This window comes from Noviherbaspirillum aerium (assembly GCF_008929045.1).
GTDB lineage: Bacteria > Pseudomonadota > Gammaproteobacteria > Burkholderiales > Burkholderiaceae_D > Noviherbaspirillum > Noviherbaspirillum aerium.
This window is the reverse complement of the sequence record NZ_VFAH01000001.1, coordinates 188725-203779: the sequence shown is the minus strand read 5'-3', so window position 1 is coordinate 203779 and position 15055 is coordinate 188725. Positions and strand designations below refer to the sequence as shown.

The following is a 15055-nucleotide window of genomic DNA, read 5'->3' as shown; positions in this document are numbered from 1 at the left end:
CGGGCAAGCGGAATGCAATTTGCTAAGCCTTCTGTCCGCTCATTCGTATTCCGGAGGAAGCATCATGGCCAATGATGGCACTATCGGCAATGTCGGCACTGTCGGCGACTTCATTCTGCAGCGCCTGCAGCAATGGAACGTTAGTCGCGTCTACGGCTATCCGGGCGACGGCATCAACGGCATCATGGGCGCCTTCGGCCGCCAGGACGCGGTTGAATTCGTGCAGACCCGGCACGAGGAAATGGCCGCCTTCATGGCCTGCGCCCACGCAAAATTTACCGGTCAGGCCGGCGTCTGCCTGGCCACGTCGGGCCCCGGCGCCATCCATCTGCTCAATGGCCTGTACGACGCCAAGATGGACCATCAGCCGGTGGTCGCCATCGTCGGCCAGCAGAAACGCGCCGCGCTCGGCGGCGATTACCAGCAGGAAGTCGACCTGCAGACGCTGTTCAAGGATGTCGCGCACGAGTTCGTGCAGACCGCGATGGTCCCGGAGCAGGTGCGCCACCTGATCGACCGCGCCTTCCGCATTGCGCAGGAGCAGCGTACGGTGACCTGCATCATCATTCCCAACGACCTGCAGGAGCTTGATGCGGTGGACACGCCGCCGCGCGAGCATGGCACGGTGCACTCGGGCATCGGCACGGTCGGCCGCAATCTCGTGCCGTCCGCGGCCAGCCTGCAGCAGGCCGCCGAGATCCTCAACCGCGGCAGGAAGGTGGCGATTCTGGCCGGGGCCGGCGCGCTCGGCGCCGCCGATGAACTGATCCAGGCGGCCGACCTGCTGGGCGCCGGCATCGCCAAGGCGCTGCTGGGCAAGGCCGCCGTGCCGGACGACCTGCCTTTCGTCACCGGCAGCATCGGCATCATCGGCACGCGTCCCAGTTTCGAAATGATGAGCGGCTGCGACACGCTGCTGATGGTCGGGTCGAGCTTTCCCTACGCGGAATTCCTGCCGCCGGAAGGACAGGCGCGCGGCGTGCAGATCGATATCGACGCCAGGATGACCAGCCTGCGCTACCCGATGGAATGCAACCTGATCGGCGATGCGCGCGAAACCCTGAAGGCGCTGCTGCCGCTGCTGGACCGCAAGAGCGACCGCGGCTGGCGCATGGAGATCGAAGGCAATATGCAGCGCTGGCGGCAGACCATGGCGCGCCGTGCGATGGATGCTGCGGCGCCGATCAATCCGCAGCTTCCCTTTCACGAACTGTCGAAGCGGCTGCCAGATGACTGCGTCCTGACCTGCGATTCCGGTTCGGTCGCCAGCTGGTATGCGCTGCATCTGCAGATGCGGCAAGGCATGCAGGCTTCGCTGTCGGGCGGCTTGTCGACCATGGGCTGCGCGGTGCCGTATGCGATCGCCGCCAAGTATGCGTATCCGGACCGCCCGGTGATCGCACTCGCCGGCGACGGCGCGATGCAGATGAACGGCATCAACGGGCTGATCACGATCGCGAAGAACTGGCGCGCATGGAGCAAGCCGAACCTGGTCGTCATGGTGCTCAACAACCGGGACCTGAACTTCGTCAGCTGGGAGCAGCGCGGACAGCAAAGCGATCCGAAGTATGCGCCGTCGCAGGACCTGCCCGATTTCGCCTATGCCGACTTTGCGCGCATGCTCGGCCTGCATGGCCTGCGCGTGGAAAGCGCGGACCAGGTCGGCGCAGCCTGGGACCAGGCGCTCGCGGCGGACCGGCCTTGCGTGCTGGAATTCGTGGCCGACGCCAATGTGCCGCCCTTGCCGCCGCACATGACCCGCGCCCAGGCCAAGTCCTATTACGAAGCGCTGGACAAGGGCGATCCGGATGCGCAGGCAATCCGCACGGCATTGGAGAAGCAGCAATCCGAATCCTGAAGGAAGCTTTTATAGTGAAGCGGTTTCCATCATGGCATGGTGATGACGCATGGCGCTTCCAAGACACATCGGCTTCATTCCGGACGGCAATCGCCGCTGGGCAGTCAATCGCGGCATGGGCAAGCAGGACGGCTACGCGTTCGGCATCGAACCGGGCCTGCGGCTGTACGAGCAATGCAAGGCACTCGGCATCGAGGAAGTGTCGGTGTACGGCTTTACTCAGGACAATGTCAAGCGGCCCTCGGAGCAGAAGCATGCGTTCAGCCAGGCCTGCATCCACTTTGCGGAAGAAGTGATGCGGCGCGGCTGCGCGCTGCTGGTGGTCGGCGACGAAGACTCGGAACAGTTTCCCGCGGAACTGCGGCAGTACCGCCAGCGGCAGGGAAGCGGCATCAAGGTCAATTTCCTGGTCAACTACGGCTGGAAATGGGACCTGGCGGGCATGAAGCACGGCGACATCCGTTCCAGCGATGTTTCCCGGCTCGACATGGTGGTGCGCTGGGGCGGCGGACGCAGGCTGAGCGGCTTTCTTCCGGTGCAGTCGGTGTATGCGGATATCTATGTGGTGGACGATTACTGGCCAGACTTCAAGCCGGAGCACCTTGAGCAGGCGCTGGAATGGTTTTCCCGGCAGGACCGCACGCTGGGCGGCTGATCATTCGTCTTCGTCTTCCGTTGCCTCATCCGCGTCTTGCGCGGCGATCGGCTCGATCAGGTGCGCGGAGTTGTTGCCGACGCGGTTGACGTCGGTGCTCACCCGATACCAGTCAAAGGCTTCCGGCGGCAGCGCCATGGCCCGCGCCAGATGCTCGGCCTGCTCGGACGGCAGGCTGTTATCCATCCACAGGGCCGCATCTTCCGGCGAAAACACCACCGGCCGGCGGTCATGCACGTCGATCAGGCCGCCATCGGCCGCGGCGGTGACGATCACGAAGCCGGTATTCTCGCCGGGCTCCTTGTCCGCGCGGTAGCCGGTGATGGCGGCCAGAAACATCGGCCGGTCATCCTTGCGCCGTATGTACCAGGGCTGCTTGCGGCCTTTCTCGCCGGTCCATTCATACCAGCCGTCGGCCGGCACGATGGCGCGGCCCTTCTTCCACAAGGGCCTGAAATAGGGACCGGTCGCCGCTTTTTCGATGCGGGCATTGATGGCGATCGGAATTTTCTTTTCGGCAGCCCAGGAAGGACGGTAACCCCAGCTCACCGTATCCATGTGTTCGCGGTCGTCCTCAAAGCGATGCATCAGCCAGGGCGAAGTGCCGGGCGCCACATTCCAGCTGGGAGCGCGGCGCCCCTCCTGGCGGCCGAAGTCGTCGGCCTGCCAGCCCATTTCCCGGGCATAGGCAAGCTGATCGCGATGTTGGGTAATGCGTCCGCACATGATGGTTTTTATTGATTCGACCCTCTATCCCCTGGGAGAGGGCCGGGGTGAGGGGATTCGGCCCGAAAAACGGTGCATTTTCCGGTTCGGATCTATAGTGTAGCGGCGCCGGGAATCATCCTTTTAACAAACCGTAAAGCATTGCACCGTTGAGCGACACGATGATGATGGCCACCAGCCAGGCGAGGCAGCTCACCCAGCGCGGGTTGGCGAAGCTGCCCATGCGCTTGCTGTCGCTGGTGAAGCGCACCAGCGGAATCACGGCGAACGGCAACTGCAGGCTCAGCACCACCTGGCTGAACACCAGCAGCTTCGCGGTGCCGCTTTCACCGTAGTAGATGGTGGCGACCAGCGCCGGAACGATGGCAATCGAGCGCGTCAGCAGGCGGCGCAGCCAGGGCCGCATCTTCAGCTGTATGTAGCCTTCCATCACGACCTGTCCGGCCAGCGTCGCGGTCAGCGTCGAGCTCTGGCCGGATGCCAGCAGCGCCAGGCCGAACAGGATGCTGGCCATGCCGGTGCCAAGCAGCGGCGTGAGCAGGTGATAGGCATCCTGGATCTCGGCGACCTCGCGATGCCCGCTGGCATGAAACACCGCCGCCGCGGTGATGAGGATGGAACCGTTGACGATGAGCGCCAGCAGCAGCGCGATCACCACGTCGATCGATGCCCACTTCATCGCGTTGCGCCGGCCCTTGTCATCGAGCGCATAGCGGCGCGTCTGCACCGTCGAGGAATGCAGGTAAAGATTGTGCGGCATGACGGTCGCGCCGATGATGCCGATGGCCACATACAGCATCGCCGGATCGGTGATGGTCTGGCTGTTGGGAATGATGCCGGCGGCCACTTCGCGCCACTGCGGCTGCGCCAGGATCAGGTTGAATACGATACAGACGAAGATGATGCTCAGCAGGCCGATGATCAGCGCTTCGAAATAGCGGAAGCCGCGCTGCTGCAGCCACAGCACCACCAGCACATCGAGCACGGTCAGCGTCACTCCCCAGGCGAGCGGTATGCCGAACAGCAGGTTGAGCGCAATCGCGGTGCCGATCACTTCGGCAAGATCGGTGGCGCAGATCGCGATTTCGCAGATCACCCATTGCGCCAGCGCCGACTTGCGCGAGTAATGGGCGCGGCAGGCCTGGGCGAGATCCATGCCGGTGGCGATGCCGAGACGCGCGGCGAGGATCTGCAGCAGGATCGCCATCAGGTTCGACAGCATGATGATCCACAGCAGCGAATAGCCGAACGAGGAACCGCCGGCAAGATCGGTGGCCCAGTTGCCCGGGTCCATGTAGCCGACCGCCACCAGGTAGCCCGGTCCCATGAAGCCGAGCAGGCGTCGTATCCAGTGGCCGCTCTCGTTAACGGCGACGCTGCGCAGCATGCCGTTTCCGTCGGCGGGTATCGGTGAAGTCCAGGCTGGTGTGTCCGCGATGGTGGGCGGGGGCATGAAGACGCATCCTTCTTATCTTTTCTTGCGCAGGCAGCGATGCGAGGCGCTGCCTGCGGGTATTGGAGAGCCATGCTGCATCACATGCGCTGCGTGCACCGCGTGCGCCGCGTGCATGAAGCAGCAATGGCTCAGCGATTCATTCATTCAATGCCGTTCAGGGACCGAATGAAGAATCACGCATCACGTCTTGCTCTTGACGGATTTCGCCGGGCCGCCGGGCGCTACGCCGAGCTCGGCGCCGGTGGGCGGGTCCACCGTGGGATTGGATTGCGTACGCTTGGCCATGATGTCGAGCGCGGTCATTTCTTCCGTCTTCAACTGCACGCTGGCAAGACCGTCGCCGCCATCGACCGCGGCCTGCTCGTTGCGGTCCGACACGAACATCCACTGGTCGCCCTGGTTCCAGGAGCCGCGCATGTCGCCTTCGCCCTGCGACATGTTGAAGTAGACGCCGGTGAAGCGGGGATCGCCCTGCAGTTTGCCGGGAGGGAAGTTGGGCTCGATCGAGTACAGCGCCTTCTCGAACGACTTCTGGTGGGCGATCTCGCGGGTCATCAGGAAGCCCAGCGCTTCCTTCACGCCCGGATCGTCGGTGCAGTTGATCAGGCGTTCGTACACGATCTTGGCGCGCGCCTCGGCCGCGATATTGGAACGCAGGTCGGCGGTCGGCTCGCCGATGGTATCGATGTAGGCAGCGGTCCACGGCACGCCGGCGGAATTGATGAGCGGCGTGCCGGCGCCGTACAGCACCTGGGTGACGTGGCTGTCGTTGCCCGCGCCATGGATCTTGCGATACATTTCCGCTTCGCTGTCGATGCCTTCGGCCAGAGGGCCCTTCGCGCCCTTGTTCAGCATGGCGACCAGGTTGCCGATCACTTCAAGATGGCTCAGCTCTTCGGTCGCGATGTCGAACAGCATGTCCTTGCGGCCCGGATCATCCTCGCTCAGTGCCTGGGTGAAGTAGCGACAGGCTGCGGCGAGTTCGCCCTGCGGGCCGCCGAATTGTTCCAGCAGAAGATTGGCCAGTCCTGGATTGCTTTCGGTGACGCGCACCGTGTACTGAAGACGTTTGTTATGAGCAAACATGGAATTCCTCTCATAGTTGCCTGGCGATGCCGCTGGCCAGGTCGCGTTGGTAGGTGGACGCGACTGGGATGCAAGACATGTACCACGCAGGCGTCTTATCGACGCAATGCCTGCAGTCGTATCAATGGATGCATGATCTTCGATGTTTGCTGCAGTGCGTTTTTATCCGGGCGGGATTGACAACGCACGCAAGAATTACCTGCACAAAGTACAAAGTGCATGCGGGATCGGCGTGCCGATGAAGCGTGTTCCCGGCAGCGATGAAAGTGAAGGAGAGCGGCCATGTGTCGGCAATGCCGTGCTCATTTGCTGAGACTATCGGCACGATTGAAAATTCCTTGCCGGGCGTTGGGGACAGCGTAATGCCTCACTGCATGCCCAGATGGAGGGAACAATGATGGCTCTTGTGCCGAAGAAGAATTAAAGGAGAAGAAGAAAGATTCGCTCAGCGCATCAGCAGGCGTCGCAGCGCAAAGCTGCAGGCATCGACAAATGCGACCAGCAGCAGCATGGCGATGATGACGGTGGCGGCCTGATGCATCTGGAAAAGCGAAAGGTGGTACTTCAGCATCTGCCCCAGGCCGCCGGCGCCGACGACGCCGAGGATGGCTGCGGCACGGATATTGTTTTCCCAGCGATACAGCGTGTAGGACAGCATCTGCGGCAATGCCTGCGGCAGCGTCGCATATAGAAAGGCCGGCATCGCTTGCGCGCCGTTGAGCCGCAAGGACGATTCGGGCAGCGGCGACGTGTTTTCCAGCGCGTCGGCGAACAGCCTGCCCAGCACCCCGCTGGTATGAAAGGCTAGGGCCAGCGTGCCGGCAAAGGGGCCGAGCCCCGCCGCGACAAGCAGAATGGAGGCCCACACCAGTTCCGGCACCGCGCGCGATGCATTGAGCAGCATGCGCGTGCTTGCCTTCGGGCCCGCGCCGAAACGGCCGCTGGCCGGAACGGCGAGGAGCATTCCCGCAATCGCGGCGATCACGGTGCCCAATGCCGACATGGCTATCGTTTCAGCAGTCGCCAGCGCGGTCTTGCGCAGGAAGGCGGGCGCGCTTTCGGGCGGCGCGAAGCCGGCCAGGAAATCGCGCGTGGTGCGCAGCGCATCGAGGGTGAAGAATGCCTTCCACTGCAGCGGCAGCGTGGCGAAGCTGGCCACGACCAGCGCGACAAGGCCGAGCAGCAGCAACAGCGTCGAGAGACGGATGACGGAAGGTGGCGGCGGTGATGGTAGCGATGGCGGTGAGGGCGGCATCGGCACGGCTCCCTGCGGATCCGGTTTCATGCCAGCCTCCTTCGCAGCAGCTTGCTGACAAGATCGGCACCCGCCACCAGCAGCACGAAAATGATCAGCATGGTGGCGACTTCGCCGCCGGCCAGCATCTTCATCGACTCATCCATGCGCTGGCCGAGCCCGCCGGCGCCGACGAAGCCCATCACCACCGAGCCGCGAATCGCGCATTCCCAGCGATAGACGGTGTACGACACCAGTTCCGCCGCCGATTCCGGCAAGGCGCCGTACAGCAGCGCCGCCAGTCGCCCGCTGCCGTTGGCGAGCAACGCATCCGTCGCATGCGGTTCGGCCGATTCCAGGATCTCCGCATAGACCTTGCCGAGCATGCCGCAGTAGGTCAGTGCAATGGCGAGCACGCCGGCCGTCGGACCGAGTCCGACGATGCGCACCAGCAGCAGCGCCCACACCAGTTCGGGCACGCTGCGCAAGACGATCAGCAGCCATCGCATCAGCTGGCGAACGATGCGGCCAAGGGCGCCGATGCGGCCGGTGCCGAGCCGCGACACCGACAGGCGTTCATTGATGAGGATGGTCAGCGGCATGGCGCCGACCAATGCCAGCGCCATGCCGGCCGTCGCCATCGCGATGGTCTGCCAGGTCGCTTCCGCGACGAGCAGCAGAAATTCGGGAGAATGGGCGGGCGGCAGGAAGGACGCGAGAAAATTCCAGGTGGCGTTCAGGCTCTGCGCATCGAACAGGATCCACGGCTTGAATTCGCTCCACACCAGCAGCGGCCAGAGAATCAGCAGCGCCAGCACGATGGCGGTGACGCGGCCGCGCCAGCTCGGATCGGCCGGGATGGCGGGGGACATGGCAGTTGACACGGCGGATGCGCTGCGCAGCATGATCGTGTCAGTAGCAGCCGGAGGCGAAACCACGGCCGGCGCCGATCTCGGGCTCTTCGCCGACGGAGACCTGAGCTTCGCGGTCGGACTGCTGATACAGCGCGGCGATCATCTGGTCGCTGACGGCGTCGCGCGGCGCGTCGAACACCACGCGTCCATTGCGCAGGCCGACGATGCGCGGAAAATGGGCGCGCGCCAGTTCCACCTGATGCAGGCTGCAGACGAGGGTGGCATTGCGGGCCCGGGCTTCCTGCCGGAGTACGTCGAGCGTCTGCTGCGCCAGCGCGGGATCGAGCGCCGACAGCGGTTCGTCGACCAGCAGCGCCTGCGCATTGGACACCAGGAGACGCGCCAGGCTGCAGCGCTGGCGTTCGCCGCCGGACAGACGGTCAACACGCGCATACAGCTTGTCCTGCAGATTGAACCTGGACAGCGCATCGTAGGCGGCCTGCGGATCGGCAGGCTTGAAGAGAGAAGTGATCGCCTTGAGCAGGCTCCACTGCGGCAGGCGCCCGGCGAGCACCGCGGTCACCACGCGCTGGCGCGGCGGCAGCGGCGGCGTCTGCGGCGCCAGGAAAAGGCGCGCGCGCAGCGCATGGCGTCCGCTCGAGCTCAGCCCCCAGGGCTCCGCATCCAGCGCACGCAGGCTGCCGCCGTCGATGCTGCGCGCGAAGGCCAGCGTATGCAGCAGCGTCGTCTTGCCGGCGCCGGAAGGGCCGATCAGCGCCAGCTGTTCGCCCTGCGCGATCGACAGCGTGACGTCGGACAGCGCAAGCCTAGGGAGCGCCGGCGAATAGCGCACCGTAACGCCGCGCAGTTCAAAGCTCATTACTTCAGCAATCCCGCTTGCTGCGCCGCCTTCTCGATCGACGCATAGTTTTCTGCCTTGGTCGGAATGAAGCGCGTGGCCCGCTGCAGCTCGAGAATTTCCTTGCCCTGCGCATCATTGCTGTTCAGTGCGAGAAAGGCATCGGTGAGCTTCTTGCGCAGTTCGGGATTCATGTCCGAACGCACGGTCCAGTTGTAATCGAAATAGCCCGGGGTGGTGTAGAACACCCGCAGCTTGCTGGTGTCGACCTTGTTCTGCGATACCAGCTTTTCCCAGACCGAGATGTTGAGCGCCCCGGCATCGACCTTGCCGCCGGCCACCGCGGCGACCGTGGCGTCATGGGCGCCGGAGAAGGCGACGCGCTTCATGTCGACATCCGGATTGACGTTGGCCCCAAGCAGGTAAAAGCGCGGCATCAGGTGGCCGGATGTCGATGATTCCGAGCCGAATGCAAAGGTCTTGCCCTTGAGGTCTTCGAGCTTGCCGATCGTCTTGTCGGTGGAGATGAAGACCGATTTGAACTTCTCGTCCTCTTCGCGCTGCACCAGCGGAATCACCTTGCCGCCGCTGCGCACCTTGGCCTGGACAAAAGTAAAGCCGCCGAACCACACCATGTCGAGCTTGTTGTTGATCAGCCCCTCGACCGATGCAGCATAGTCGGTGACGGGTACGAACTCCACCTTCATGCCGGTCTTCTGCTCCAGGTAGCTGCCTAGCGGCTTGAACTTGCGCTGAAGTTCAGTGGGCGCCTCGTCGGGTATGGCGGAAACACGCAATACGTTTTGCGCGTTTTGCGCATGGACGCCGGCGGCGGCCAGCAATGCGCTGATGGCGAAGGCAAAGCGGAGCAGTGATTTCATGAGAGCGGGTCGTTTCGAAAATATGGTTGTTATTGGGGATAGTCGCGTTGGCGGCGCTGAAATCTTGTCCGCCGTGCAGGGCGCCATGATAGCAAAATCGGAGGCCGGAATTTTTCGAGGGCAGCCTGCGGCAACGATGGTGTATCCGCCTGGAACTTTTTGCACCCAAAGTCTTCTCAGTCGTTTCATCCTTGCTTCACAACCAACTCTATTGCATGTCTTCTCACATTCACGTTCTCGTTGTTGACGACTTTTCCACGATGCGCCGCATCGTTTCCAACCTGTTGCGCGAAATCGGTTTTACCAAGATATCCGAAGCCGAAGACGGCGAAAAGGCATTGCACTGCCTGCGTTCGTCAGGCGTGCCTGTCGATTTTGTGGTGACGGACTGGAACATGCCGGTCATGGATGGGCTGACCCTGCTGCAGCGTATCCGCGATACGCCCGATTTCAAGCACCTGCCGGTGCTGATGGTGACCGCGGAGGCCAAGAAGGAGAACATCATCGCCGCCGCCCAGGCGGGCGCCGACGGCTATATCGTCAAGCCGTTCAATGCGGCGACGCTGAAGGAAAAGGTGGACAAGATCCTGGTCAAGCACAAGCTGGCCGCTTGAAGCGAAAGCGGGTCTTCCCGGTAGGGAAACAGCCTGCCTGCGCCCGGTGGCTGCGGACGCAGGCCTTAAGTGTCTTGCTTAGTGTCTTAATGACATCGGAGCCTGCTACGTGCCCTTCTTCAGCAGATTGAGCACTTCCTGCGCGGCTGCCTCGGACGAGGCGGGATTCTGGCCGGTGACGATCGTACCGTCGACCTGCACGTAGGAAGCCCAGTCCGGGCCGCGCGAAAAATTCCCGCCGCTTCGCTTCAGCGAGTCTTCCACCAGGAAGGGCACGATCTTGGTCAGCTGCACCGCCTCTTCCTCGGTGTTGGTAAAACCGGTGACGCGCTTGCCTTCCACCAGCGGCCGCCCGTTGTGCAGCTTGGCATGGCGGAATACGCCCGGCGCATGGCAGACCGCGGCCACCGGCTTGCCGGCCGCATGCATGCTCTGGATCATGGTCAGCGAATCCTGGTCTTCCGACAGGTCCCATAACGGGCCATGGCCGCCGGGATAGAAAACGGCGTCGAATTCCTCGTGCGATACGCTTGAGAGCAGCACCGTATCAGCCAGCGCCTGTTGCGCCTCGGGATCTTTCCTGAAGCGCTCGGTGGCCGGCGTCTGCGCATCCGGCTCGTCGCTTTTCGGATCGAGCGGCGGCTGCCCGCCCTTGGGAGAGGCCAGGGTGACCCTGGCGCCTGCATCCTTGAACACGTAATAGGGAGCGGCAAATTCTTCCAGCCAGAAGCCGGTTTTCTTGCCGGTATTTCCCAATTGGTCATGCGAAGTTAATACCATTAATATATCCATTGGCCCGGTCTTTCTCTCTTGAATTGAATGCGGTTGAGTGACTAACTCAAGTTGACGTTGCGTCAACGTAGAGTGAAAGCGCGCACCGAAAGTTCTTCGCCGCGCCGCAGCCGGCATTCGGCAGAATCCGCCACGGATAACCTGCAAGGTAATCGCGCCTGCCGCATAATGGTCCGACAATAAAAAACATCCAGCCAGGAGACAAGCATGCCAAGCCACAACATTGCATCCACCGAAACTATTGCCCACCGCATCTGCCCGCTCTGCGAGGCCTGCTGCGGCCTGGAACTGCGCGTCCGGGACAACCAGGTCATCGGCATCCGCGGCCACGCGGAAGATGTTTTCAGCCGCGGCTACATCTGTCCGAAAGGCGCCTCGCTGAAAGACTTGCATGATGATCCGGATCGGCTGCGCACGCCGCTGATCAAGCGTGACGGCCGCTTCGTGCAAGCCAGCTGGGAAGACGCCTTCGATGAAATCGCGCGGCGGCTGCCGCCCATCATGCAGGCCCACGGCAATGACGCCGTCGCCAGCGTGATCGGCAATCCTTCCGCCCACAAGATCGGCCTGCTGATGTACTTCTCGCGGCTGGGCAAGGCGCTCGGCTCCCGCAATTTCTTTTCCGCGTCCACGCTCGACCAGATGCCCAAGCAATTGTCATGCGGACTGATGTTCGGGAATTGGCTGTCGTTTCCAGTGCCCGATATCGAGCGCACCGAGTTCCTGCTGATCATCGGCGCCAATCCCATCGTGTCCAACGGCAGCCTGTGGACGGTGCCGGATTACCGCGGCAAGGCCAAGGCAATGCGCGCACGCGGCGGGCGCATTGCGGTGATCGATCCGCGCCGCACCGAAACCGCCGCAGCGGCCGACGAACATCATTTCATCCGTCCCGGCACCGATGTCTTCCTGCTGCTGGGCATGGTGCATGCGCTGTTCGACGAGCAACTGGTACGCCTCGGCCGCATCGCGGATCACCTCAATGGTGTCGAAGCCGTTCGTTCGGCGGTGCAGGATTTCACGCCCGAGCTGATGGCGCCGCGCTGCGGAATCGATGCGGCAACCATCCGGGCGCTGGCGCGCCGCCTCGCAGCCACCGAGCGTGCCGCCGTGTACGGCCGCATGGGCACCTGCACCCAGGAATACGGCACGCTGTGCAGCTGGCTCATCGACGTCCTGAATGCGCTCACCGGCCATCTCGACCAGGAAGGCGGCGCCATGTTTGCGAAAGCGCCCGCCTTCGCCGCCAACACCATGGGCAAGCCTGGCATCGGCAAGGGAGTGACTACCGGCCGCCGCAAGAGCCGCGTTTCCGGTGCGCCGGAAGTCATGGGCGAGTTTCCGATTGTCTGTCTCGCCGAAGAAATCGAGACGCCGGGAGAAGGGCAGGTCAGGGCGCTCATCACCATCGCCGGCAATCCGGTGCTGTCGGCGCCCAACGGCGGGCGGCTTTCCGCCGCGCTCGACAGCCTGGAATTCATGGTCAGCGTCGATATCTACCTCAACGAGACGACGCGTCACGCGGACGTCATCCTGCCGGGCCTGTCGCCGCTGGAAGACCTGCATTACGACATGGCGTTCCCGCAGTTCAGCTATCGCAACCATGCCCGGTACAGCGAGCCGGTGCTGCAGCGCGATCCAAGTCACCCGCCGGAATGGCAGATCCTGCTGCGCCTGGCCGCGATTGCGCAAGGCCGGGGCGCCGGCGCTGATGTGCATGCGATGGACGATGCCTTGTTTGCGGAGGATGTGCGGCGCCTCGCCGGCGAGCATGCGGATGCCGTGATCTCCGCCCTGTCGCATCTGAACGGCCCCGAACGGCAGATCGACCTCGCACTGCGCATGGGGCCGTACGGCGACCAGTTCGGGCGAAATCCCGGCGGCATCAACCTGCAAAAACTCAAGGCTGCTCCGGCAGGCATCGACCTGGGACCCTTGCAGCCGCGCATTCCGGAAATGCTGCGTACGCCGTCCGGCAAGGTCGAGCTGGCGCCGGAGATACTGCTCGAAGACTTGAGCCGGGTACGCGGAGCGCTCGCTCAAGCCGTGCCGCCGCTGGTCATCATCGGGCGGCGCCAGGTACGCTCGTGCAACAGCTGGATGCATAACCTGCCGATGCTGGCGAAGGGACCTTACCGCTGCACCGCGCTGATCCATCCGCAAGATGCGCAAAAGTTCGGCCTGCGCGACGGCGGCAAGGTGCGCATCGGCAGTGGCGGGCGCACGATCGAAGCCGTGGTGGAATTCAGCGAGGACATGATGCCGGGCGTGCTCAGCCTGCCTCACGGCTGGGGACATGACATGCCAGGCACCCGCATGGCGGTGGCGGCGGAACGGCCCGGCAGCAATCTCAATGCGGTGCTCGACGAGAGCCGGCGCGACCCCCTGTCCGGCAACGCCGTCCTGAGCGGCGTTGCCGTGGAGGTGACGGCTATTGCCTGATGCGCGGGATTGGTAGGGCCTGTTCACACTTTACTCGGGAGCGCGAAGGCGCCGCAGGCATTGCAGGGCTGGCCGCGCGTTGTTGATCAGGCCCGTTGCCGTGGCGCGCATGAACTGGCATTTCGCCCGGGAGGAGTCGTTCGGGCCGATATCGATACCGGTGCCGAAGCAATGGGATCGGCCATAAAAAAGGCAGGCCCTGACGGGCCTGCCTGGGTGCGGCTCAAACGCGTGTGAAGCTTCTTATTTCTTTGCTGCGTCAGCCTTGTCTTCGGCAGCGTCCTTCTTCGCCTCGGCGACTTCCTTCTTCGCTTTCTTGTCTGCCTTGGCCTTTTTCTTGTCGGCGTCGGCATTCGCCTTGGCTACCTTTTCCTCTGCCTTGGCATCGGCCTTCGCGCTCTTTTCCGCTGCCTTCGCATCGTCCTTGACTACCTTGGCGTCGGATTTGGCAGCCGGTGCCGTCGTCGTTGTCGTGGTGCTGCCGGCCGGCGCGGTAGCAGTTTGTGCAAAGGCGGAAGCGGCAAACAGGCCTGCGATCAGGGTGGCAATCAGAGTCTTCATATCGTGTCTCGCTTTCTCGCTAAGAGATATTGAAAGGGGTGGTACACGTCCACAAACGACTCCTTCCTGAAGCGAGTTGACCCGAAGTTTGTAAGGATTTGTTATCAGTTGAACCAGATGTAACGCGGTTCCTTCGGCCTCTCGGGCGGGCTTGCGCAAAATCAAGAGTCGGCTGTGTTTCCCACCCATTCATGTTTCGTCAAGGCAAAATTGCTCATCGTTATTGAGGAGGAAGCATGAGAAAAAAATCACCGCTGGTAGGACAGGAAGGCTATACACCCAACCATCTGCTCGACACCTTGATGGAGGTTCTGGGTGCCAAGAGTGACGCCGCATTGGCTCGTGCGCTGGACGTTCCGCCTTCGACTATCAGCAAGGTGCGCCACAAGCAGGTGGCGGTCAATTCCGACATGTTGCTGACAGCGCATGAACTGACTGAAATCAGCATCCGCGATCTGCGCGACATGATGGGCGATACCCAATCCAAGTACTGGCTTGGCGGCATGGATCCACAAGTCAAGAGCCGCCGTGCGCCCAAGATGCCTTCGTTTCGCGAAACAATGCATCGCGAAATGCCTCATGGAGTTGGCGCCAGCGCCATGTAAATCCGGCGGAGCGGCGGCCTGACTCGGGCCGCCGCCCGGGTTCCGCGTTAGCTGCCATCGTCCTTCTCACCCTGCGGCAGTTCTCCGAGGCTTCTCCCTCCATTCATGCCGTCGCTGCGGCTTGCTCTGCGGTCCATCGTGTCCCGCGGAACCGAGCGACGCTCCGCGATCCGCCTTTCCCTGAACTTGTTCAGGTCGTAGCTGGCTTGTTCAAACAGGTTTTCAGGGCGGGTCATCATGGTCTCCGATTGCATTCACCAAACTGGTCTAGGCGCAGTGTAAGACCCCGGCCGTCCATACTTTTGACGTGAAGCAAATCAGTTCAAGTCCGATACAAAAGCCGGCATTCGCCAATGCATTTCTGCAACAGGCCAGGTACCGTAAAAAGCTGTGGTAACTGCGTTAATCAGCCGAATTGTCTAAGGCAAACCG

At 62.7% G+C, this 15055-nt stretch carries 16 protein-coding genes; 6 read left to right on the top strand and 10 right to left on the bottom strand.

What is annotated here, in order from left to right:
* Positions 1-64: 64 nt before the first annotated feature.
* Both FH061_RS00925 and FH061_RS00920 read left to right on the top strand, forming a co-directional pair.
* Positions 65-1858 (top strand): thiamine pyrophosphate-requiring protein, encoded by a 1794-nt coding sequence (locus tag FH061_RS00925; protein WP_151632055.1) that lies wholly within the window; start codon positions 65-67, stop codon positions 1856-1858.
* A 49-nt stretch (positions 1859-1907) separates the two neighbouring features.
* Positions 1908-2513, top strand: a complete 606-nt coding sequence (locus tag FH061_RS00920) for an undecaprenyl diphosphate synthase family protein (protein WP_151632053.1) — start codon at positions 1908-1910, stop codon at positions 2511-2513.
* On the opposite strand, the gene FH061_RS00915 is transcribed toward FH061_RS00920, so the two are convergent.
* From FH061_RS00915 to FH061_RS00905, 3 genes are all read right to left on the bottom strand, one after another.
* Complete coding sequence (locus FH061_RS00915) at positions 2514-3239, bottom strand: SOS response-associated peptidase (RefSeq protein ID WP_151632051.1); 726 nt, start codon at positions 3237-3239, stop codon at positions 2514-2516.
* Between the two features lie 115 nt (positions 3240-3354).
* Positions 3355-4692 (bottom strand): Nramp family divalent metal transporter, encoded by a 1338-nt coding sequence (locus FH061_RS00910; protein WP_318840941.1) that lies wholly within the window; start codon positions 4690-4692, stop codon positions 3355-3357.
* A 183-nt stretch (positions 4693-4875) separates the two neighbouring features.
* On the bottom strand, positions 4876-5781 hold the full coding sequence (locus FH061_RS00905; protein WP_151632049.1) for a manganese catalase family protein: 906 nt from the start codon (positions 5779-5781) through the stop codon (positions 4876-4878).
* 142 nt (positions 5782-5923) lie between these two features.
* Here FH061_RS00905 and FH061_RS30230 point away from each other — a divergent pair, with 142 nt between their 5' ends.
* On the top strand, positions 5924-6094 hold the full coding sequence (locus FH061_RS30230) for a hypothetical protein (protein WP_192804839.1): 171 nt from the start codon (positions 5924-5926) through the stop codon (positions 6092-6094).
* 132 nt (positions 6095-6226) lie between these two features.
* Here the strand turns inward: FH061_RS30230 and phnE are convergent, their stop codons facing one another.
* The 4 genes from phnE to FH061_RS00885 are packed head-to-tail and all read right to left on the bottom strand — an operon-like array spanning position 6227 to position 9609.
* Positions 6227-7066 (bottom strand): phosphonate ABC transporter, permease protein PhnE, encoded by an 840-nt coding sequence (gene phnE, locus FH061_RS00900; protein ID WP_404822395.1) that lies wholly within the window; start codon positions 7064-7066, stop codon positions 6227-6229.
* Positions 7063-7920, bottom strand: coding sequence for a PhnE/PtxC family ABC transporter permease (locus tag FH061_RS00895; RefSeq protein ID WP_225984430.1), 858 nt, complete (start codon positions 7918-7920; stop codon positions 7063-7065). Before FH061_RS00895 ends, phnE begins: the two co-directional genes overlap by 4 nt.
* A 7-nt stretch (positions 7921-7927) precedes the next feature.
* Complete coding sequence (locus FH061_RS00890; protein ID WP_151632047.1) at positions 7928-8749, bottom strand: phosphonate ABC transporter ATP-binding protein; 822 nt, start codon at positions 8747-8749, stop codon at positions 7928-7930.
* Entirely contained in the window at positions 8749-9609 is an 861-nt protein-coding gene (locus FH061_RS00885) for a putative selenate ABC transporter substrate-binding protein (protein WP_151632045.1), read from the bottom strand. The genes FH061_RS00890 and FH061_RS00885 overlap by 1 nt, the downstream gene beginning before the upstream one ends.
* Before the next feature lie 215 nt (positions 9610-9824).
* Here FH061_RS00885 and FH061_RS00880 point away from each other — a divergent pair, with 215 nt between their 5' ends.
* Complete coding sequence (locus tag FH061_RS00880; RefSeq protein ID WP_151632043.1) at positions 9825-10223, top strand: chemotaxis response regulator CheY; 399 nt, start codon at positions 9825-9827, stop codon at positions 10221-10223.
* 105 nt (positions 10224-10328) lie between these two features.
* Here the strand turns inward: FH061_RS00880 and FH061_RS00875 are convergent, their stop codons facing one another.
* The gene (locus tag FH061_RS00875; RefSeq protein WP_151632041.1) at positions 10329-11015 is read right to left on the bottom strand and encodes a type 1 glutamine amidotransferase domain-containing protein; all 687 of its coding nucleotides are present in this window, start codon (positions 11013-11015) and stop codon (positions 10329-10331) included.
* A gap of 207 nt (positions 11016-11222) precedes the next feature.
* On the opposite strand from FH061_RS00875, the gene FH061_RS00870 reads away from it, so the two are divergent.
* Complete coding sequence (locus tag FH061_RS00870) at positions 11223-13457, top strand: molybdopterin-dependent oxidoreductase (protein ID WP_151632039.1); 2235 nt, start codon at positions 11223-11225, stop codon at positions 13455-13457.
* A 243-nt stretch (positions 13458-13700) separates the two neighbouring features.
* Here FH061_RS00870 and FH061_RS00865 read toward each other — a convergent pair whose 3' ends face one another.
* Positions 13701-14018 (bottom strand): hypothetical protein, encoded by a 318-nt coding sequence (locus FH061_RS00865; protein ID WP_151632037.1) that lies wholly within the window; start codon positions 14016-14018, stop codon positions 13701-13703.
* Positions 14019-14254: 236 nt separating this feature from the next.
* Between FH061_RS00865 and FH061_RS00860 the strand changes: the two genes are divergently transcribed.
* Complete coding sequence (locus tag FH061_RS00860; protein ID WP_151632035.1) at positions 14255-14623, top strand: helix-turn-helix domain-containing protein; 369 nt, start codon at positions 14255-14257, stop codon at positions 14621-14623.
* A 47-nt stretch (positions 14624-14670) separates the two neighbouring features.
* Here the strand turns inward: FH061_RS00860 and FH061_RS00855 are convergent, their stop codons facing one another.
* Positions 14671-14862 carry a hypothetical protein gene (locus FH061_RS00855; RefSeq protein WP_151632033.1) on the bottom strand — a complete coding sequence of 64 codons (192 nt, stop codon included), beginning with the start codon at positions 14860-14862 and terminating at the stop codon, positions 14671-14673.
* Between the last annotated feature and the right edge of the window lie 193 nt (positions 14863-15055).